The following is a 19281-nucleotide window of genomic DNA, read 5'->3' as shown; positions in this document are numbered from 1 at the left end:
TCCGGCCGCCCCGAACAGCTGCGTATGGCCCCGCGGAGCGCCACGTACGACCGGCAGGCGCGCGTACGTGGCGAGGGCGAGCCCCGGGAGCCGACGGGCGGTCGTGCGGCTGCAGCGGCCGCTCAGGGGCGTTCGGGCGGTGTAGGGGCGCCGGGTGGGTCGGCCGCGGCGTACGGGGCCATACGCGAGACCCTCAACGCCGTTGCGCGCTCAGTTCCTTGGCGGCCTCGGTGAGGTCCTTGGCCGTGTCGATGGCGCGCCAGTACGCGCCGTGCGGAAGCGGGTAGCCGGCCAGCCGGCGTTCGCGGGCGAGGCGGGGGAAGGTCATGCGCTCGTGGTCGCCGCGTACCGGCAGCAGGCCCGTGAAGGCGGCGGAGAAGACGTAGACGCCGGCGTTGATGAGGTACGGGGAGGGCGGCGCCTCGATGAAGTCGAGTACGTGCCCGAACGCGTCGGTCTCCACGACTCCCCAAGGGATGCGGGGGCGGGCCAGCGCCAGCGTGGCCTCGGCGTCGCGTTCGTGGTGGAAGGCCGCCATCTCGCGCAGCGGGAAGCGGGTCCAGATGTCGCCGTTGGTGGCGTACCAGGGTTCGTCGGGGCGGGGCAGCGAGCCGGCCGCGTACTTGAGGCCACCGCCGCGGCCCAGCGGCTCGGTCTCGATCACCGTCGTGACGCGCAGGGGGAGTTGGGCGTGGTCCAGCCACTCCTGGAGCACTTCGGCGAGGTGGCCGCAGGAGATGACGACGTCCGTCACGCCCTCTTCGGCGAGCCAGTCCAGCTGATGGCCGATGATCGGGGTTCCGGTTCCGGGAATCTCGACCATCGGCTTGGGGCGGTCATCGGTGTACGGGCGGAGACGCGAGCCCTGGCCGCCGGCCAGGACCACGGCCTGCGTGGGGTACGAATGCTGGGCGCCTGTCATGGTTCGCACCCTATGGGGCACGAGGAGCGGTCGGTGGCTACGCGGGGCGGGGGACGGTCACTGGGCGCCCGCGACGCCGGTGGCGAAGGAGGTGTCGCAGACCGGGCGGGAGTAGGCCTGGGCGCGGTGCGCGGCACCGTACTTGGCGACCGCGGCGCGGCCGAGGTCGCGTGCGATCGAGGCGCAGTGCCTGGCGAGCGAGGGGTGCTTGGTGGTCGCCTTCTGGAGGTCGGTGAGGGCGACGCCGGGGTCCTTCTCCTGGAGCTCGACCAGGAGGCGCTTGCGCAGGGCCTCCTGGGGGGCGACCGGGTTGGCCTTGGTGGAGGCATCCCCGGAGGACGCGGTCAGCATCTGGGAGTCGGTGGCCGTCGTCGCCCACGGGACCCGGGTGACCGCGAGGGTCCCGGAGAGTACGAGGACGACGGGGAGGACGAGGGCGAGGGTTCTGCCGATGTGGCGGGCTGCGGAGTTCACGGTCGTGATGGTAGCGAGGAGTGATGATTTGGCGACATTTGGTCACCTTATCGAGCGACGTAATGCCTCGTCGGTCCAGTAGTGATGTTGACGCACTGGTACGAAAAGCCCGTTCTGTCCCCGTGTGGCGCGCGCCGTACGACCGTGAACGCAGCGGTGGCGGCGCCGGGTTCTACCCGCCACCGCCACCACTCACACGCACACCCGCCACGGGTGCCCGCTCAGTACCGCTCAGTCCGAGAGGCGCTCCCCGGACGACGTCGAGAACACATGCGTCTCGCCCGGCCGCGGCACGACGTGCAGCCGGGTGCCCTTCTCCGGCACCTGGCGGCCGTTGACGCGGACGACCAGGTCCTTCACCTCGCCGCCGACCTCCGCGGTGCCGTACACGTAGCCGTCGGCGCCCAGTTCCTCGACGACGTTGACGGTGACGGCGAGACCGGCCGGGGCGTCCGCGCTCTCCTTGGACAGCGACTGCGCGGCGGCGCCGTTCTGCTCGACGATGTCGAAGTGCTCGGGGCGGACGCCCACGGTCACCGTGCGGTCACCCTTGTCGGCGGCCGCGGTGAGCGCCTCCCGGCTCACCGGTACGACGCTGTTGCCGAACTTCACCCCGCCGTCGGTGATCGGCACCTCGACGAGGTTCATCGCCGGCGAGCCGATGAACCCGGCCACGAAGAGGTTGGCCGGCCGGTCGTACATGTTCCGCGGCGAGTCGACCTGCTGGAGCAGTCCGTCCTTGAGGACCGCGACCCGGTCGCCCATGGTCATGGCCTCGACCTGGTCGTGGGTGACGTAGACCGTCGTGATCCCGAGCCGGCGCTGCAGCCCGGCGATCTGCGTACGGGTCTGCACGCGCAGCTTCGCGTCCAGGTTGGACAGCGGCTCGTCCATCAGGAAGACCTGCGGCTCCCGCACGATCGCCCGGCCCATCGCGACCCGCTGCCGCTGACCACCGGACAGCGCCTTGGGCTTGCGCCCCAGGTACTCGGTGAGGTCCAGGATCTTCGCCGCGTCCTCGACCTTCTGCCGGATCTCGGCCTTCGGTACGCCGGCGATCTTGAGCGCGAAGCCCATGTTGTCGGCGACGGTCATGTGCGGGTAGAGCGCGTAGTTCTGGAACACCATGGCGATGTCCCGGTCCTTGGGCGGAAGGTGGGTGACGTCGCGGTCCCCGATGCGGATGGCGCCCCCGTCGACGTCCTCCAGCCCCGCGAGCATCCGCAGGGAGGTGGACTTGCCGCATCCGGAGGGGCCGACCAGGACGAGGAATTCGCCGTCCTCGATGGCGATGTCCAACTTGTCGACGGCGGGCTTGTCGGAACCCGGGTAGATCCGGGTTGCCTGGTCGTAGGTGACCGTAGCCATGGTGATGAGTCCCTTCACCGGCAGGAACGTGCCGGACGATCCGAGTAAAAGGAGTGGTGTAGTCCACTGATGCGGACTTCCTCGTGACGCTACCCGCGGCGGACCCCGGTGTCAGTAGTCCGGCCCCACCAAATTAAGGAGCCCCGCACCCGGCCCGCCTGGGTACACTTCTTCCGGCACGCCTCCTTAGCTCAGCTGGTCAGAGCACCGCTCTTGTAAAGCGAAGGTCGTCGGTTCGAATCCGACAGGGGGCTCTGGACGTGAACAGGGAAGAAGCCCCGGGCCGGTTGGCGGTCCGGGGCTTCTGACTTCCGCTGACCTCCACGGGTGACGTCAACGCCGTCGATGCTCACTCACGAGCGATCCGCCGCTTCAGTAGCCGGTCCATGTGGCTGATCGCTTCCCGCTGTGTGTCCTGTGTCACATGCATATAGACGTCCATGGTCATGCTGATCTGGCTGTGCCCGAGGATCTCCATCAGCACGCGCGGAGCCACGCCGGCCGCGGTGAGCAGGGTGGCGCAGCCGTGCCGGGCGCGGTGAGCAGGGTGGCGCAGCCGTGCCGGGCGTCGTGCAGACGGATCGGGCGGCGGCCCGCCGAGGCCGTGAGCCAGGAGAAGGAGCGGTTCAGATTCCGCGGCTCGATCGGGCGGCCGGAGCGGGCGAGGAAGAAGGCGGCGTAGAGCGGATCACGGCGGCCTCTTCGAGGAACGTCAGCGTCTCGTCCAGCGTCCAGGGCGTTGTCTCGCGGCTGACGACCTTGGGGGCCTCTACGAGCGAGGCAACGTTCCGCGTGACCAACTCCTCCCGGGTGGCTGCTGTTCGACAACGAACAGGGCCGCTTTCCGCTCTACCCGACCCCCTTGCGGACCCCCTCCCGTACGCAGCGAGGCGGGTGGGCTACGGCAATGCACAGGGGTCACGACCACACCTGCGAAGGTGCCGCACGCAACACAACCGGGCCCCGGTACGCGCCAGCGCGTACCGGGGCCCGGCCCATGTCCACCCGTCAGGAGACTCGTGTCAGCTTCGCGCCGAACGACGGCTCGGCGAGGTCCTTCTGCAGCACCACGGGCACCTTCACCTCACCCATGCCGCCACCCGCGGTCAGCTCACCGACCTGCGTACCGGCCTTCGCCGTGTGCGGGAGGGCCTTGCCCCCGGCGGTGAGCTTCAGGTCGACCTTGAGACCGGGCCAGCCGACCACCGTCAGATCCTTGGTCGCCACGAGCGGGGTCGTACCGCCCAGGCCGTCGTCGACCTGGCCGACGACCGCGCCCTTCTTCACGACGGTGCTGGTGGTCAGCGCCTTGCCCACGGCCAGGATGAGCTGCTTGCTGTAGGCGGTGGCGGTGTCGATGATCGGGGTTTTGTGCTGCCCGAAGACCGCGCCGATGATCAGCTGCGTGGAGCTGCCGACCTTCTTCTCCGCGGCGAAGAGCAGGTTGCCGCCGGCCTTGGTCGTGGAACCGGTCTTGATGCCGACGACGCCGTACATGGGGACAAGCTTGTTGAAGTTGCGTTGCGTCTTCTGGTACGCGAGGCCGCTGCCCTTCCCGGAGGCGGTCGTGGAGTGGTACTCGGTCGACTTGGAGATCTCCCGGAAGACCGGGTCCTGCATCGCCTTCTTGCCCAGCTTCACCTGGTCCTCGGCCGTACTGACGGTGCTCTCCAGGAGGCCGCTCGCGTCGGTGTAGGTGGTGTTCGTCATGCCGAGCTCCTTGGCGGTGTCGTTCATCTTCTTGATGAACGCCGCCTCAGTGCTCGCATCCCAGCGGGCCAGCAGCCGCGCGACGTTGTTCGCGGACGGCAGCATGACGGCCTGGAGGGCCTCCTTCTCGGAGATCTTCTGGCCCTTGTGGACCTCGACGACCGACTCCTTCACCCTGACACCGTTGACGAAGTCGTCCTCGGCCTTCTGGTCGACGTCGATCAGGGGCTTGTCCTCACCCTTCTTCAGCGGGTGGTCACGCAGGATGATGTACGTCGTCATCACCTTGGCCACACTGCCGATGGGCAGCGGCTTCATCTCACCGTAGGAGCCGACCCGGCCGAGGCCGTCGACGTCCACGATCGCCTGGCCCTCAGGGGGCCAGGACAGCGACGGCGTGTCGCCCTCGAAGACGGAGGACGACTTGCCGACGATCGCCAGTTTCGGGTCAGGCAGCGGGCGCATCGTCTGCACGACCACGAAGATGATCCCGAGGAGCACCACCAGCGGCGTCCAGATCTTCACCCGGCGCACCACGGTGCGCACCAAAGTCTCCGGCGGGGGCGGAGTGTTCGTCAGCTGGGCGAGCAGGTCAAGCGGAGCCTGAGGCTCCGCCGGAGAGTCGGCCGGAGGAGCTGCCGCCGGCTTCGGAGGAGCCGGCGGGCTCGCGTTGGGCTTGGCTTCCGGCTTGGGGGCCTTGAGCGGCTTCGGCGCCGGGGCGTCGTCCTTCTTCAGCGGGATGAACTGGCTGGTGCGCTCGGACTCGGAGTCCGGGTTGGCGGGAGCCTTGAGCAGCCTGGTGGGCTGGTCGGCGGAGCCGGCCGCCGCCGGCTTGGGGGCCGCAAGCAGCTGGGTGGCCTGATCGACCGAGCCCGCCTTGTCATCGCCGTCGCCGTCGCCGTCGCCGTCGCCGTCGCTGTCGCCGTCGCTGTCGCTGTCGCTGTCGTCCTCGGCCTCGGCGACGGCGGTCTTGAGCCGGGAGTCCTCCTTGGGCTTGTCGTCACCGTCTGCACCGGCCCCCCGGGAGGCAGCCTCGGGCCCGGACTTGGCCTCGCCCTCGGGGGCCTTACCGCTGCTGGCGGCGCCGGGCTTGTCGGTGGCCTGCTCGGCCTTACCGCCTTCGGCGATGCCGGACTTCACAGCACCGAACACCGCGGTCGCCTGGTCAGCCTTGCCACCACCGGTGGCGCCGGGCTTCCCGGGAGCCTGATCGGCCTTGCCGTCGCCTGCCGCGCCGGACGCCGCGCCCGCCTCGGCCGTACTGGCGCCATCGGCGGCGGCCTTCGAGGCGCCGGAGGCAGCAGTGTCCTGGTCGGCCTTGCCGCTGCCGGTGGCGCCGGGCTTCGCGGGCCCGGTCGATTGACCAGCCTTGCCGCTGTCGGGTCTGTTGGCTTCCGTGGATGCCTGGGTGCCTTCGTTGTTATCGGGTCTGTTGGCTTCCGTGGATGCCTGGGTGCCCTCGTTGTTATCGGCTTCGTTGGCTTCCGTGGATGCCTGGGTGCCTTCGTCGTTATCGGGTCTGTTGGCTTCCGTGGATGCCTGGGTGCCTTCGTCGTTATCGGCTCCGTCGGCCTCCGTCGACGCCTGGGCGTCCTCGCCGTCACCGGCCTTCGCCGACGCGGACGCCGGCGCCCCGCCGGCCTTGCCGGCGGCACCGGCCGCGCCGTCACGCACAGCCAGCCTTGGATCCGGACGGCCGCCGTCCGCGCTCTGTCGGGTCGCCACGGAACCCCCGGTTCCCGAACCGGCAGCGGCGGTCGCACCGTCTCCGGCCGCGGCACCGGCTGGTCGCCCCTCGCCACGACCGCCGTCAGCGGCGACGGCGCCGGAACCACTGTCCCTGCCGCCGGCAACACCCGTACCGGCCCTGGCTGCAGGCCGACCGGCACCGGTACCCGCGCCCGAAGCCGGCCGCAGGCCGCTCCGCTGCTCCGACATGTTGGGGGACTCGCCCGCCACCGATGGCTCCTCAGAATTTCCGCGCCGTACACCTGTAGCGCTTCAAGCGCCAACACGCTTCAAGGTCCGGACTTCACTCAACGTCTAGCCAGTGTCCTCTGTGATCGTCGCGCGATTGCGCACCTGCACGGACAGAGGGCTTTGCCTGGGTTCACCCACGTGCTAGACGAAAGGACATACCTACCGGTTCCCACGAAACCGCCACGCGCTCTCGACAGGCCCATGTGAGATCGGCGTCGGGATTGTGCTTGGTGGCCCTGCGGCCCTGGCGCCAGGAGACGGTGGGGGTCGCCACCTGTCCGGCGGCCAGGGGCCAGCGCACGCACCACGTTCACACTGACGCCGATCCGGCAATCGCCGGAAAGGCCATGTACGAGGCGTCGGTGCATGACGGGGTGACGTGGGCGTGGCGCGCCGAGACAGAGCCGAAGAGGTCTTGGGTTCACAATCCCGCTGTGCCGACCCTCTTCCTGCGTGAGCGATGCGTGAGCGGACGGCCGAACACGCGGCGCTGAAAGCCGGACCCGGGATCAGACCGGGTGGCGCTGAACTGCAAGAACAGCACCACCCGGCAGATGTGAACGCCCTCGATCACGGATTCGACCCCACTTGTAAAGCGAAGGTCGTCGGTTCGAATCCGACAGGGGGCTCTGGACGTGAACAGGGAAGAAGCCCCGGGCCAGTTGGCGGCCCGGGGCTTCTGACGTCCATCGAGGTCCATCGACGTCCATCGACATCCATGGGTGACGTCAACGGCGTTGGCGATCTTTCGCGAGCCATCCGTCGATGCCGATCCGGCTGTGGTCAGGGATCTCCCTCAGCGGACCACGCGGTGGGGGTGCTGGGTCACAGCCCGCAGGAGCCGCGGTCGAGGTGGAAGTACCGGGCGTTGGCCCAACGGCACAGCCGGATGCCGACGATGACGCCGACGATGGTGATCAGGGCGGGCAGGTATCCGCTGGCGACCTGGATGATCGGGATTGCCGGGCACCCGCCCGAGATCGCCCAGCCCGTACCGAACAACACCGCGCCGGGAATCACGCCGGCGTGGATGCGCCCTGGGGTGCGGCGGACCCGCAGTAGAGCGAACGCGCACACGAGGATCACCACAGCACCCGCGAAGGAGAGCAACATGCGCAGGTCCTGGAAGGTGAACATGCGGTTCAGCTCGGCGTAGTCGCCGAAACCGATGTTGGTGACGGTGTAACCGAGGGCCAGTCCGGTGATGATGTTGGCCAGCAGGATCGCGCCCCGGGTGCGCATCAGATCACCTTCCACAGGAGGAACGACACCGCGACGGCGGTGCCGAAGAACACGGCGGTCGCGACGATGCTGACCGGCCGCAGCCGGCCGCAGCCGCTGAGTCCGTGGCCGGAGCTGCACCCACCGGCCAGCCGAGTGCCGAAGCCGACCAGTACACCTCCCACGAACAGCGTGGCGATCATGGTGGTCGAATCGGCGGTGACCAGGTCCCGGAAACCCGGGCCCATGTCGTGGCGGAGGTGGAACCGCCCGGAGGTGACCGCGGCGATGAACCCACCGAGGAAGATCGACAGCAGCAGGGCGGCCTGAGTGACCAGCGGGGCCGGGCGCAGGCTCGTGGCCGCCGGGCGCTCGCTCGCCGCCGATGCGGCGTCGGCTTCGAGCGGCTGCGGCTTCTCGTGCGGAACCTGCGGCGCGGTGGACGCGCCGGTGTCCGTGCCGAAGTGCTCCGCCGTGGCTGCGGCAAAGGCCTCGGCCAGAGCGTGATCGTCGGTGAACTCCTCGTCCATCCGCTCCAGTTGGCGTTCGCGACGCCAGTGCAGCACGCGGTCCCATGCGGCCGACACCCCGAGAGACCGATCGGTGATGAGGGTGTGGTTGAGGGTGACCAGGGCGAGCCCGATAGCGCCCGCCCACCAGGGCCAGTAGGTGCTCATGCGGGTCCTCTCATCCAATCGGCGAATCGAGCCCACCAGCCGCGCTTCGAGCCGGGCGCCTGCCGGGTGTGTCGAGCGGGGCTGTCCGAAGGGCGGAGGGTCGGTGGGGGCGGTGACGGCTGGTCATGCCGGGCAGCCGCCGGCCGAGTTGGCCCGAACCGGGCCATGGCTTCCGGCGACGCCGGAGCGGGCCGTGGTGGCGGGGACTGCCGGGGGGTCGCCGCCGTCGTGCCGGCGGCGGCGGATCGGCCCGCCTCGGCCGGGGCTTCGAGGTGCCGCGCGCGGACTCCGTTGGGCAGCAGGCTGATCGGCACGCGCTCGCCGGTGAGTGACATCTGGTAGCGCGCACAGCCGAGCCATCGATCTGCGCTGTCGCAGTAGTACTCGCGCCAACCTTGCAAGCTCGCCCTGAGGAGGGGGAAAAGGGGGCATCCTGTGGCATGCGAGCAACTCACGTTGCTCCCTTCTGACCGGCGCACCACCCGTTCGGGGAGAGTGGTCGCCGTTCTCGATTCCTGCCCTTGCTGTGCCCGGTCGACGGCCTCAAAAGCAATGCGGTGATGGGCAATGAAAAGGAGGCGCGGTGCCTCCCGTTCTCGACCGGGCGCGATGCAACCATTGTTTCGGTGTCCCGAGCAACTCAGGGATTTTTTTCAAACAGGTCACTTGGCACTACTTGGTGAGATACTCTCCGCGACGGATATGCGGCGTCTGCCTCTCATGTCCGGATGAATGGCGACCGTCGGCGAGGCTTCTCGGGTCGAGAATCGACTTCGCGAGCACAGTTCGTGCGGTGCGAGGCAGATGTTTCTGAAGGGGTTGTGAATTCTGGAGCCTCTTGTGGTGATGGCGTGAATATCGTGGATATGGAACGAAGAACTAAAGGAGCCGATCATGTGCCAACGTGCTGTCTGTCCGTCGTGCCGGAGGTTGACCTATGAGGGGTGCGGGAAGCATGTGGACCAAGTGCTCATGGGTGTACCCGCCGCTCAGCGGTGCATGTGTGAGTCTGGGGAACACAAGCGTGCGCGCGCAGCGGAGGCGCCGAATCGATCGGAATCGGCACCAGCCCGACAGAGTGGGGTGTCGCGACGCGCGGACGCTCCCGGGGGCGCAGGGATTCCACCGGATCGGTCGGGGAGCGGCTGGTGGGCTCGGCTCATCGATTGGGTGAAAAGCCCGGCCTGAGGTGACCATCCGAGTGTGCTCGCTTTTGGCGTCTTGGGCCCAAGGCGTGGGTTATCGGGCCGGGGGAGCCCGGATTTCAGAACTCCGGGGTGTCAAGTGACGCCGAGCGCGGAGCCGGCACCGACACCTGGTTCGTGGCCGATGCCATCGGCGCTCTGCGGGAAGCATCCGCTTCTTCTGGTGACCTCGTCCTCATCCTCATCCGCACCCACTTTTCGCGGGTCCGCGGCACCGAAGAATGCCGGAGCACGATGATGCTCCGGATGGAGAGATGACGCTCCGGATGGAGAGATGATGCTCCGGATGGAGATCTGGCAGTCGCGCGTCACCGCGTCGAATTCCGGGAATTCCGGGCAGGCCGTCGTGGACGCATGCGAGAACTGCCGTATGTGCGCAGGAGCGGGCCGGCACGGGGGGAACCAGTCCGCTCCTGCGCTCGGCGCCCGCGTACCTCGCCACGAGGGCGGGCGCCTCGACCCTCATGATCGGGTCACTCCTTCCTGCGTGCCGTGGCCCTGGAATGTCACAGGTGGCGGGAGATGGCCACGAATCCAGCGCTCTTGTGAACGAAGCGACCCGAAGCCGTCACGACTCGCAAAGCCGTCACGACTCGGCCGGGAACCACCATGCCCGCGTCCTCGTCCTCCGGTGGGGCTGCCCGTGGCGGCCGGGCGCCGCGCCGCCCGGAGAGACGAGGTTCCAGGGCCGATACGCTGGGGCGCTGCGGCACCCCGCACCTTGATCCGCGCCCCCACGGCGAGCCATGGCTCGCGGCGATCAAGACGTCTTTGGGCATGAGGATGAAGAACAAGTGCTGATAGCGGGCCGATACCGGCTGGGAGACACACTCGGGCGGGGCGCGATGGGGGAGGTCTGGCGGGCCTTCGACGAGACGCTCGGCAGACCGGTTGCCGTGAAACTGATGCTCCCTCACGACTCCGACCCCACCGCGACCTCCCGCTTCCGGCTGGAGGCACAGACCGCCGGTCGCCTCAGCCACCCGCACGTGGTCGGCGTTCTCGACTTCGGCGAGCACGAAAACCGTCTGTTCCTGGTGATGGAGCTCGTCGACGGGGGCAGTCTCGCCGACCTGCTCCCCGTCTCCGGACCGCTGCCCGCCGAGCACGTGGCCCGTATCGCCGCACAGGCCGCCGTGGGGCTGGCCGCCGCGCACCGGCAGGGCATCGTGCACCGGGACATCAAGCCGGCCAACCTCCTGCTGGGCGCCGACGGCACCCTGAAGATCGGCGACTTCGGCATCGCCCGCTTCCTCGACGACCCCGGTGCCGCGCTCACCGCCACCGGGCAGATCGTCGGCACCAGCCTTTACCTCGCGCCCGAGCGGGCCCTGGGCCGCACCGCCGGCCCGGCATCCGACGTGTACTCCCTGGGCTGCGTGCTCTACCAACTCCTCACCGGCCGGCCGCCGTTCCAGGCGGACAGTGCGGTCGCGGTGCTTCATCAACACCTCGATGCCGCCCCGGTCCCACCCCGGCAACTCGGCGCTGATCTACCGCCCGCCTTCGAGAACTATCTGCTCGGTCTGCTGGCCAAGGGGCCGGAGAGCCGGCCCACGGCCGAGGAGGCGGCGGACTGGTTCGGGCGCGGAGCCTGGCGCGGTGCGCCGGAGCCGCTGCCCAGCGAACACCAGGCTCACGGCCGCCTGGGCCGGCCGCACGTCACCGGCTCAAGGGCGGCCGCCCCCGCACGCTCCGTCCCCGCTCCCACCGGCCACGCCGACGGTGCCTTCGCCCCGGTGGCGGACACCGAGTGGCGAACGAGCGTGCACCGGGCCGCGACCCGCCGCTCACGCCTGCCGTTCCTCCGCCGTTCCCGGCTGGTGGCCGTGCTGGCCGGCGCCGGCGTCTTCACCCTGGCGTTGGTGCTGGGCCTGGTGTGGTTCTCGCCCGGCACCGGCTCGGCGGAGGGGTCGCAGACCAACCCGTCCACGCGCACGAGCCCCGCCACGCCGCCCCCCTCGACGTCGTACGAGACTGCTTCCTCACCCCCGGTACAGCCTGCCGAGCAGAAGCCGGAGAGCGCGTCCGACGTCACACCAGGACCCAAACAGGCCAACAAGCCCGGCAAGCACAGGCACTGACAGGGGCGCGGGACCCGGAGTCCCCACACGGTCCGCATCGCCTGGCGCCTGTCGCCCTGACCGCGCCGGACCTCAGGGGCGTGCCGGGTCAGGGGGCGTGCAGGCGTGGCGGGGTCGAGAAGGCGCTCGTTGCGGCGGGTTTCGGGTGGGGTGGCGGGGTGGGCGGCGTAAGTTCGCCGACATGGTGACTTCGATGATGCAAGAGGACTACGAGCGGCGGTTGGAGCGGGCGGGGCGGGCGGCGGCCGTCGCCGGGCTGGCCGGGCTGCTGGTGACGCCGGGGCCGGATCTGGTGTGGCTGTGCGGCTATCGGCCGCCCGCGGCCACCGAGCGGCTGACGGCCCTGCTGATCGAGCCGGGCCGGCGCGCGCGGCTGCTGGTGCCCGTATTGGAGCAGCCGGATGCGGAGCAGTCCGCCGGGGCGGGCGCGCTGGAGGTGTCCGGGTGGAGCGATGGCGCGGACCCGTATGCGGTGCTCGCCAAGTGGATGCGTCCGGACGGGCGGTACGGGGTGTCCGACGCGACCTGGGCGCTGCATCTGCTGGGCTTCCAGCGGTCGGTGCCGGGGGCGGCGTACGCGGCGCTGACGGAGGTGCTGCCGATGCTGCGCGCCGTCAAGGACGTCCACGAGGTGGCGCGGCTGGCGGCGGCCGGGGCGGCCGCGGACGCCACGTACGAGAAGATCCTCGGGGTCCGCTTCGAGGGGCGGCGGGAGTCGGAGGTGGCCGCGGATCTGGCCCGGCTGCTGATCGAACACGGGCACAGTCAGGTGGACTTCACGGTCGTCGGGTCGGGCCCCAACGGCGCGAACCCGCACCACGAGGCGGGGGAGCGGGTCATCGAGGACGGCGACATGGTGGTGCTCGACTTCGGTGGCCTCAAGGACGGCTACGGGTCGGACACGTCGCGCACGGTGCACGTCGGGGAGCCGGGAGCCGAGGAGCGCAAGGTGCACGACATCGTGCGGGAGGCGCAGCAGGCGGCCTTCGAGGCGGTGCGGCCGGGCATCGCCTGCCAGGAGGTCGACCGGGTGGCCAGGAGGGTGATCAAGGCGGCGGGCTACGGCAAGTACTTCATCCACCGGACCGGGCACGGCATCGGGGTCACTACGCATGAGCCGCCGTACCTGGTGGAGGGCGAACATCTGCCGCTCGTACCGGGGATGTGCTTCTCGATCGAGCCGGGGATCTATCTGCCGGGGCGGTTCGGGGTGCGGATCGAGGACATCGTGACGTGCACGGAGTCGGGCGGCCGGCGGCTGAACGAGACGAGCCGGGAGCTGGCGGTGGTGCGGTAGCCAGGGAGCCGGCGGTGGTGCGGTAGCAACGCTGGCGGTCGGTGCCGGGGGCGGCCTGTGGGCGAGCGGGGGGCCGAGGCCGTGGGCGGGTGGGGCCGTAGTGGTGCCCCGGCTCGGCTCCTCCCTCGGCCTCGGCTTGCCCGTACTCCCGGCACCAGGATCACCTTGCTCCCGGCACCAGGAACCCCTTGCTCACGGCACCAGGATCACCTTGCCCATCGTGGTGCGGGTCTCCAGGGCGCGGTGGGCGGCCGCGGCGTCCGCCAGGGGGAAGTGCTGGACGGACGGGACGAGGCGGCCGGCTGCGGCATCCGCGAGGGCGGCGGTCTCCAGGGTGCGGATCGGGTCGTCGCCCCCGGCCCGGGCCAGCATCGGCGGGCCCAGCACCTGCCGGGAGGTGATCCCGCGGGCCGCCAACTCGCCGTCGGAGAACTCCGTCGGGCTGCCGGAGGACCAGCCGAAGCGCAGATGGCGGCCCCCTTGGGCGAGCAGGTCGACGGCCGCGCGTCCGGGTGCGCCGCCGACCGAGTCGAAGACGAGGGTGGCGCCGGGCGCGCCCCGGTCATCGAGGAAGGCGCGGACGCGGGCCGGCCAGGTGTCGTCGGTGTAGTCGACGGCGAGGTCGGCGCCCAGGGCACGGACACGCGCCACCTTGGCGGGGCCGCCGGCCAGTCCGATGGCCGTGGCGCCGGTGTTCTTGAGGTGCTGGACGAGCAGCGAACCGATGCCGCCGGCGGCTGCGGGGACGAGGGCGATGTCGTCGGGGGTGAGGTCGGCGAAGAGCAGGATGCCCATGGTGGTGCGGCCGGTGCCGATCATGGCGACCGCCTGGGCGGCGTCCAGCCCGTCCGGGACGTCGTGCAGGCGGTCGGCGGCGACGACGGCGAGTTCGGCGTAGCCGCCGGGGGCCGCGCCCAGGTGGGCGACGACCCGCCGGCCCAGCCAGTACGGGTCGGTGCCCTCGCCCAGGGCGTCGACCGTGCCGGCGACCTCGCGGCCGGGCACGGTCGGGAGCTCGGGCAGGGGCAACGGCCCGCCGGTGTGGCCGGCGCGCAGTGTGGTGTCCAGGAGGTGGACACCGGCCGCGGCGACGGCGATCCGTACCTCGCCGGGGCCGGGGGCGGGGTCGTCGACGGTCTCGTGCAGGAGGTTCTCGGCGGGGCCGAAGGCGTGCAGGCGTATGGCGCGCATGGTGGGGGTTCTCTCCTTGCCGACGTCTGGTGGGAGCCCGGGTCGACGTTTGGTGAGAGCCCGGGGCGCCGTCAGTCTGCGACCTCAAGTTGGGTTGAGGTCAACGGTGAGGGGAGATGGGTGAGGGGCGAGGGGCGGGGGTGGTCGGTGGGTGGGGGCAACGGTCGGGGCCCGTGGGGGAGATCGGGGGTGGGGTGAGCGGTTGCGGGGTGCTTCCGCCCTGGTCAGGGGGCGTTGTCAGTGGGGTGGTTCACGATGGGTTACGACGGTTTCCGACGGACGGATTTCCGGCGGAGCACGACGGTTGCGTTGCGCAGGCGGTGCGTGTGCGGTGCGTGCGTGCGACGCGTATGCGGGTCGAGGGTGAAAGGGGTGATCGCGTGGCCGGGCGCGGTGAGGAGACGGTGCGGGCGGCGCGGCGGCCGGAGGTGCGGCTTCCGGAGCTGGTGGCGTACGACGGCGGGGAGTTGGAGGAGGACGGGGATTACGACGGGCTGGAGTTCGCGGACGCCGACTGGGCGCGGCAGTCGGCGCGCGGCGCGCGGTTCATGGACTGTGCGCTGCGCCGCTGCGGGCTCGACGCGACGGTGCTCGGCCGGGCGCGGATCATCGACAGCGTGCTGAGCGGGGTGCGCGGGGTCGGGACGGATCTGTCCGGGGCGTCCCTGCGCGATGTCGAGGTCTCGGACGCCAGGCTCGGCGGGACGCAGCTGCACGGCGCGGTCCTGGAGCGGGTCGTGGTGCGCGGCGGGAAGATTGACTTCCCGAACCTGCGCCGGGCGAAGCTGCGGGACGTCGCCTTCGAGGGGTGCGTGCTCATCGAGGCGGACTTCGCGGGGGCGGTCCTGGAGCGGGTCACGTTCGACGACTGCACCCTGGCGCGGATCGATTTCTCCGAGGCGCGGATGAAGGACGTCGATCTGCGCGGTGCGGCGGCGGTGGACATCGCGCGGGGGATCGACCGGCTGTCCGGGGCGGTGATCAGTACGGCCCAACTGATGGATCTGGCACCGGCATTCGCGGCGCAGATAGGGGTGCGGGTCGAGTAGGGGAGTGGGGGGAGGGGATCAGGGGGAGGGGCGGCCAGCTTCCGGCGCCCGGCCAGCCTTCGGCCTCGGCCAGCTTCCGGCCCCCGCCAGCCTTCCGGCCCTCGGCCGGCCGGGCTTCGGGTCGGGCTGGCGGTCTTTCAGGGCCGGGCGGCCGGTGTTCGCTCCGGGCTGTTGGCGTCGGTCAGACGCGGGGGAAGCGGGACTGCAGGTCCCAGATGGCGGGGTTGTCGCCGAGGCCGTCGTGCATGTCCGTGAGGTCGGCGATCAGGTCGTGCAGGAAGTCGCGGGCCTCGCGGCGGAGCGCGGCGTGGTTGAAGGTGAGCGGGGGCTCGTCGGCCGGCATCCAGTCGGCCTCGACGTCCACCCAGCCGAAGCGCCGCTCGAAGCGCATCAGGTCGGCGGATTCCGTGAAGTCGAGCTCGGCATGGACGGGACGGGCCGAGCGGCTGCCGCGGGGGTCGGTGTCGAGCTGCTCGACGATGTCGCACAGCGCCCAGGCGAAGTCGAGGACCGGCACCCAGCCCCAGGCGGTGGACAGTTCGCGGTCCGCCGTGGTGTCCGCGAGGTACACGTCGCCGCAGAAGAGGTCGTGGCGGAGCGCGTGCACCCCCGCGGTCCGGTAGTCCGTCTGCGGCGGGTCCGGAAAGCGGCGGGAGAGGGAGTAGCCGAGGTCGATCACGCCTTGATGGTGTCACGCCGGTCGGTGGACGGACGTTCGCACCGGCTCTGACCGCGGCCGCTCGCGGACTCTGACCGGGGCCCGGGGGCCGCTGCCTCGCCTCGTGGGGGTGGGGACGGGGACGGAGGCGGAGGTGGGGGCTTGGGGGAGCCGTCAGGGCAGCAGGCGCTGTTCCTTGGCTACGGAGACCGCGCCGGCCCGGGTGTCCACGGAGAGCTTGTCGTAGATGCGGCCGAGGTGGGTCTTGACCGTGGCCTCGCTGATGAACAGGGCACGGGCGATCTCCCGGTTGCTCAGCCCGCGGGCGAGCTGGCCGAGGATGTCGAGCTCGCGGTCGGTGAGGGTGGGGCGCGGGCTGCGCATCTGGGCCAGTACCCGGTGGGCGACCGGCCCGGAGAGCGTGCTGCGCCCCGCGGCCGCGGCTCGGATGGCGGCGAACAGTTCCTCCGGCCGCTCGGCCTTGAGGAGATAGCCGGTGGCACCGGCGTCGATGGCGCGGGTGATGTCGGCGTCGGTGTCGTAGGTGGTCAGGACGAGGACATGGGGGATCGAGCCGGCCGAGCCGGCTGAGCCGGCCGCGCCGGCCGGAGTGACACCGGCTCCTGCGTCCTCCCGGGCTCGGGCGGTGATGCGGCGGGTGGCTTCGATGCCGTCGATGCCCGAGCCGAGTTGGAGGTCCATCAGGACGACGTCGGGGCGGAGCGCGGCGGCCAGCGCCACGGCCTCCTCGCCGTCGCCGGCCTCGGCGATGACCTCGATGCCGTGGGCGCTGCTGAGCAGGGCGAGCAGTCCGGCGCGGACGACCGCGTGGTCGTCGCAGAGCAGGACGCGTACGGGGGTATGCGGCGCGTCGCCTGCGGAGGAGGTCGCGGAGGAGGTCATGGCGTGCGCTCCAGGGGACGGCGGCGGACAGGACGGTGCCCTCGCCCGGTGCGGATTCAATGGTGAGCGTCCCGCCGAGCTGCCGCATCCGGGCGTGCATGGCGGGCAGGCCGTGGCCGCGCCCTTGTGCGGCGGCGGTGGTGAAGCCCCGGCCGTCGTCAGCGATGTCGAGGACGACCTGGTCGCCCAGGTAGCTGAGGGTGAGGGTGACGGTGTGCGCGGCGGCGTGCTCGCGGACGTTCGCGAGGGCGCCCTGGGCGATGCGCAGCAGCGCGGACTGCACCCGGTCCGGGAGCGGGACGGGGGTGCCGTCCTGATGGAAGCGCACGCTCAGCCGCCCGCCGGGCCCGCCGCCGCCCGGCCCATCCGCAGGGGGACCAGCCGCGGGACCAGCCGCGGGACCAGCCGTGGCGCCGGTCGTGGGACCAGCCGTAGGACCGGTTGTGGAACCAGCCGTGGGGCCGGGCGTGGGACCAGCCGTAGGACCGGTCGTGGAACCAGCCGTGGGGCCGGTCGCCGGGGCAGCCGCGGGGCCGGCCGCAGAGGCAGCCGCGGGGCCGGTCGTGCGGGTGGCCAGGCGGCGGAGGGCCTCCGGGAGGGGGGTGCCGCCGGCCAGGTCGGCCGGGGCGAGGTCGTGGACGAAGCGGCGGGCCTCGGCGAGGTTGCGGGCGGTGATCTCGGTGGCCGTACGGAGATGACCGCGGGCGGTGGCCGGGTCGCTGTCCCAGGTCCGGTCGGCGGCCTGGAGCAGCATCTGCTGGCTGGACAGGCCCTGGGCGAGGGTGTCGTGGATCTCCATCGAGAGCCGCTGCCGCTCGGCGAGCGTGCCCTCGCGCCGCTCGGTCGCGGCCAGTTCGCGGCGGGTGCGCAGCAGATCGTCGATCAGCGCACGCTGGCGGGCCGCCTGCCGCTCCATGTGGACGAAGACGGCGGTGGCGAGCGCGGCGACGGCCGGCGGGGCCAGCACCAGGATCGGGTCGAAGCCGGCGGACAGCCGGAGTTGGGCGGCGACGACGAACGCGGTGAGCAGGCCGACCAGCACCGACGCGGCGCCGGCCGGCAGCGTTCGCAGGCCGGTGTAGAAGAGCGGCACGGCGCACCAGGCGAAGCTCGGTGCGAGCAGGACCACGACGACCCAGACCGTCACGACCGCGGCCAGCCAGAGCAGCCGGCGGGTGTCGGTCTGCCCGGCCTCCCGCGTACTCTGCCCGGCCTCCCGCGTACTCTGCCCGGCCTCCCGCGTACGGGCCGTACGGCCCGTACGAGGCGTACGAGGCGTACGAGGCGTACGAGCCCTGCGGAGGGTAGGGCGACCGGGGGTCGGGCCCAGGACGTGGAGCAGGGCCAGGGTGATGCTGAGGGCGATGATCCAGGGGGTGCGGGGCTCGCCCGGGTGCCGGAGCAGGAAGCGGGCGAGCGAGGCGGCGAGCAGCAGGAAGAACGTCAGGTGCAGCACCGGCTCGAACCAGCGGGCGTCGGGGTCCCGGCCCGCGTCCCCGCTCGCCCCCTCGGCCTTGCCGGGGCCCCGGTCCGCGTCCCGGTTCGCGCCCCTGTCCGGCGGCTGCTGAGTGATGTGCACCGTGGTCTCCTCGTAGGCCGACGTCCGTCGGACGGGCCCTGGCCGGGCGCCGACCTGGTAGTCGTAACCCGGGCGGAGCGGCGCCCGCATCAACCGATCGGCCGACACCGGTATCCCCCATCATGCACGGCGATCCCGGCCGGACCGCCGATCCGGGCGGGCCGGTCTCCCTTCGACGATGAGGGCATGAATCCGAGAATTCCGTTCCGCTCCCACCAGGTCTCCGGCGAGGTCTCCCCCAAGGGCTCCCACCGGGACTCCTCCAAGGCCTCCCGCAAGGCCTCCCGCAAGATCTCCGCGGTCGGTGCCGTCGCCGCGGCCGGTGCCGTCGCGACCGCCCTGGTGGGCGCGGGTGTCCTCGGCGGCGCCTCCGCGACCGCCGCGTCCTCGTCCGCGCGTGCCGACGCCGCGTCCACGGCTTCCGCCGCGTCCTCCTCCGCGAACGTCGGCAAGGGCCTCACGCGCACCACCACCCACCTCACCCTGGACGCCGCCACCAAGGCCGCCCAGGCCGCGCTGAAGGCGGCCGAGAAGGCCGGGCAGCGGATCTCGGTGGCCGTCGTGGACCGCAACGGCAGCACGCTGGTCGCGCTGCGGGGCGACGGCGCCGGGCCGCAGGCGTACGAGTCGGCGGCGCGGAAGGCGTTCACGGCGGTGTCCTGGAACGCCCCCACCTCCGAGCTGGTCAAGCGCCTCGACCAGGCGCCCACGCTCAAGGACATCCCCGGCACCCTCTTCCTGGCGGGCGGTGCGCCGGTCCGGGACGAGGACGCGCCGATCGCCGGGATCGGGGTGGCGGGGGCGCCGAGCGGGGCCCTCGACGAGCAGTTCGCGCAGGCCGGCGTGCACGCCCTCGACGGCTAGCCGAACCGCGCACGCCTCGACGGCCGGCCGAAACCGCGTACACCCGCGACGGCCGGCCGAACCGCGTACACCCGCGACGGCCGGCCGAACCGCGTACAC

Annotated in this window: 13 protein-coding genes, 1 tRNA gene and 4 pseudogenes; 5 read left to right on the top strand and 13 right to left on the bottom strand. The window is 71.4% G+C overall.

What is annotated here, in order from left to right; all coding sequences use genetic code 11:
• Positions 1 to 193 precede the first annotated feature (193 nt).
• From OJ254_RS06080 to OJ254_RS06070, 3 genes are all read right to left on the bottom strand, one after another.
• Positions 194 to 922, bottom strand: coding sequence for a nucleotidyltransferase family protein (locus tag OJ254_RS06080; protein WP_265361546.1), 729 nt, complete (start codon positions 920 to 922; stop codon positions 194 to 196).
• Between the two features lie 57 nt (positions 923 to 979).
• Positions 980 to 1396, bottom strand: a complete 417-nt coding sequence (locus OJ254_RS06075; protein WP_265361545.1) for a hypothetical protein — start codon at positions 1394 to 1396, stop codon at positions 980 to 982.
• A 231-nt stretch (positions 1397 to 1627) separates the two neighbouring features.
• Positions 1628 to 2764, bottom strand: coding sequence for an ABC transporter ATP-binding protein (locus OJ254_RS06070; protein WP_265361544.1), 1137 nt, complete (start codon positions 2762 to 2764; stop codon positions 1628 to 1630).
• Positions 2765 to 2944: 180 nt separating this feature from the next.
• On the opposite strand from OJ254_RS06070, the gene OJ254_RS06065 reads away from it, so the two are divergent.
• Positions 2945 to 3018, top strand: a tRNA-Thr gene (locus OJ254_RS06065).
• A gap of 95 nt (positions 3019 to 3113) precedes the next feature.
• Here the strand turns inward: OJ254_RS06065 and OJ254_RS06060 are convergent.
• The 4 genes and pseudogenes from OJ254_RS06060 to OJ254_RS06045 form a co-directional block, all read right to left on the bottom strand.
• Positions 3114 to 3585 (bottom strand): annotated as a pseudogene (locus tag OJ254_RS06060) (tyrosine-type recombinase/integrase); the annotation flags it as partial.
• Between the two features lie 187 nt (positions 3586 to 3772).
• A complete protein-coding gene (locus OJ254_RS06055; protein ID WP_265361543.1) occupies positions 3773 to 6148 on the bottom strand; it encodes a D-alanyl-D-alanine carboxypeptidase in 2376 nt (791 codons plus the stop codon).
• Between the two features lie 1131 nt (positions 6149 to 7279).
• The gene (locus OJ254_RS06050; RefSeq protein WP_083105941.1) at positions 7280 to 7696 is read right to left on the bottom strand and encodes a YeeE/YedE thiosulfate transporter family protein; all 417 of its coding nucleotides are present in this window, start codon (positions 7694 to 7696) and stop codon (positions 7280 to 7282) included.
• Positions 7696 to 8352, bottom strand: coding sequence for a YeeE/YedE family protein (locus tag OJ254_RS06045; protein WP_341483770.1), 657 nt, complete (start codon positions 8350 to 8352; stop codon positions 7696 to 7698). The genes OJ254_RS06050 and OJ254_RS06045 overlap by 1 nt, the downstream gene beginning before the upstream one ends.
• Before the next feature lie 1999 nt (positions 8353 to 10351).
• Here OJ254_RS06045 and OJ254_RS06040 point away from each other — a divergent pair.
• Together OJ254_RS06040 and OJ254_RS06035 are read left to right on the top strand one after the other, a co-directional pair.
• Positions 10352 to 11641, top strand: a complete 1290-nt coding sequence (locus OJ254_RS06040; RefSeq protein WP_265361541.1) for a serine/threonine-protein kinase — start codon at positions 10352 to 10354, stop codon at positions 11639 to 11641.
• Between the two features lie 193 nt (positions 11642 to 11834).
• Positions 11835 to 12938: an aminopeptidase P family protein gene (locus OJ254_RS06035; RefSeq protein ID WP_265365069.1), complete on the top strand. Its 1104-nt coding sequence runs from the start codon at positions 11835 to 11837 to the stop codon at positions 12936 to 12938.
• A gap of 192 nt (positions 12939 to 13130) precedes the next feature.
• Here the strand turns inward: OJ254_RS06035 and OJ254_RS06030 are convergent, their stop codons facing one another.
• The gene (locus OJ254_RS06030; protein WP_265361540.1) at positions 13131 to 14129 is read right to left on the bottom strand and encodes a zinc-binding dehydrogenase; all 999 of its coding nucleotides are present in this window, start codon (positions 14127 to 14129) and stop codon (positions 13131 to 13133) included.
• 404 nt (positions 14130 to 14533) lie between these two features.
• Between OJ254_RS06030 and OJ254_RS06025 the strand changes: the two genes are divergently transcribed.
• Positions 14534 to 15178: a pentapeptide repeat-containing protein gene (locus OJ254_RS06025; RefSeq protein WP_265365068.1), complete on the top strand. Its 645-nt coding sequence runs from the start codon at positions 14534 to 14536 to the stop codon at positions 15176 to 15178.
• A 181-nt stretch (positions 15179 to 15359) separates the two neighbouring features.
• On the opposite strand, the gene OJ254_RS06020 is transcribed toward OJ254_RS06025, so the two are convergent.
• The 5 genes and pseudogenes from OJ254_RS06020 to OJ254_RS31430 form a co-directional block, all read right to left on the bottom strand.
• On the bottom strand, positions 15360 to 15857 hold the full coding sequence (locus OJ254_RS06020) for a hypothetical protein (protein ID WP_261956226.1): 498 nt from the start codon (positions 15855 to 15857) through the stop codon (positions 15360 to 15362).
• Between the two features lie 153 nt (positions 15858 to 16010).
• Positions 16011 to 16739, bottom strand: coding sequence for a response regulator (locus OJ254_RS06015; RefSeq protein ID WP_265361539.1), 729 nt, complete (start codon positions 16737 to 16739; stop codon positions 16011 to 16013).
• A 13-nt stretch (positions 16740 to 16752) separates the two neighbouring features.
• Positions 16753 to 17079 (bottom strand): annotated as a pseudogene (locus OJ254_RS31440) (sensor histidine kinase); the annotation flags it as partial.
• Between the two features lie 210 nt (positions 17080 to 17289).
• Positions 17290 to 17916, bottom strand: a pseudogene (locus OJ254_RS31435) (sensor histidine kinase); the annotation flags it as partial.
• A 126-nt stretch (positions 17917 to 18042) separates the two neighbouring features.
• Positions 18043 to 18312, bottom strand: a pseudogene (locus OJ254_RS31430) (sensor histidine kinase); the annotation flags it as partial.
• 192 nt (positions 18313 to 18504) lie between these two features.
• Between OJ254_RS31430 and OJ254_RS06000 the strand changes: the two are divergent.
• Positions 18505 to 19182: a GlcG/HbpS family heme-binding protein gene (locus OJ254_RS06000; RefSeq protein WP_265361538.1), complete on the top strand. Its 678-nt coding sequence runs from the start codon at positions 18505 to 18507 to the stop codon at positions 19180 to 19182.
• Positions 19183 to 19281 lie beyond the last annotated feature (99 nt).

It is taken from the genome of Streptomyces endophytica, assembly GCF_026153355.1.
Taxonomy (GTDB): Bacteria; Actinomycetota; Actinomycetes; order Streptomycetales; family Streptomycetaceae; genus Streptomyces; species Streptomyces endophytica.
This window is presented reverse-complemented; position numbering and strand designations above follow the sequence as displayed.

Bases quoted from the DNA above. Each gene is read 5' to 3' on its own strand.
- OJ254_RS06080 (WP_265361546.1), bottom strand. From the start codon at position 922: ATGACAGGCGCCCAGCATTCGTACCCCACGCAGGCCGTGGTCCTGGCC.
- OJ254_RS06070 (WP_265361544.1), bottom strand. From the start codon at position 2,764: ATGGCTACGGTCACCTACGACCAGGCAACCCGGATCTACCCGGGTTCC.
- OJ254_RS06050 (WP_083105941.1), bottom strand. From the start codon at position 7,696: ATGCGCACCCGGGGCGCGATCCTGCTGGCCAACATCATCACCGGACTG.
- OJ254_RS06045 (WP_341483770.1), bottom strand. From the start codon at position 8,352: ATGAGCACCTACTGGCCCTGGTGGGCGGGCGCTATCGGGCTCGCCCTG.
- OJ254_RS06035 (WP_265365069.1), top strand. From the start codon at position 11,835: ATGATGCAAGAGGACTACGAGCGGCGGTTGGAGCGGGCGGGGCGGGCG.
- OJ254_RS06030 (WP_265361540.1), bottom strand. From the start codon at position 14,129: ATGCGCGCCATACGCCTGCACGCCTTCGGCCCCGCCGAGAACCTCCTG.
- OJ254_RS06015 (WP_265361539.1), bottom strand. From the start codon at position 16,739: ATGACCTCCTCCGCGACCTCCTCCGCAGGCGACGCGCCGCATACCCCC.
- OJ254_RS06000 (WP_265361538.1), top strand. From the start codon at position 18,505: ATGAATCCGAGAATTCCGTTCCGCTCCCACCAGGTCTCCGGCGAGGTC.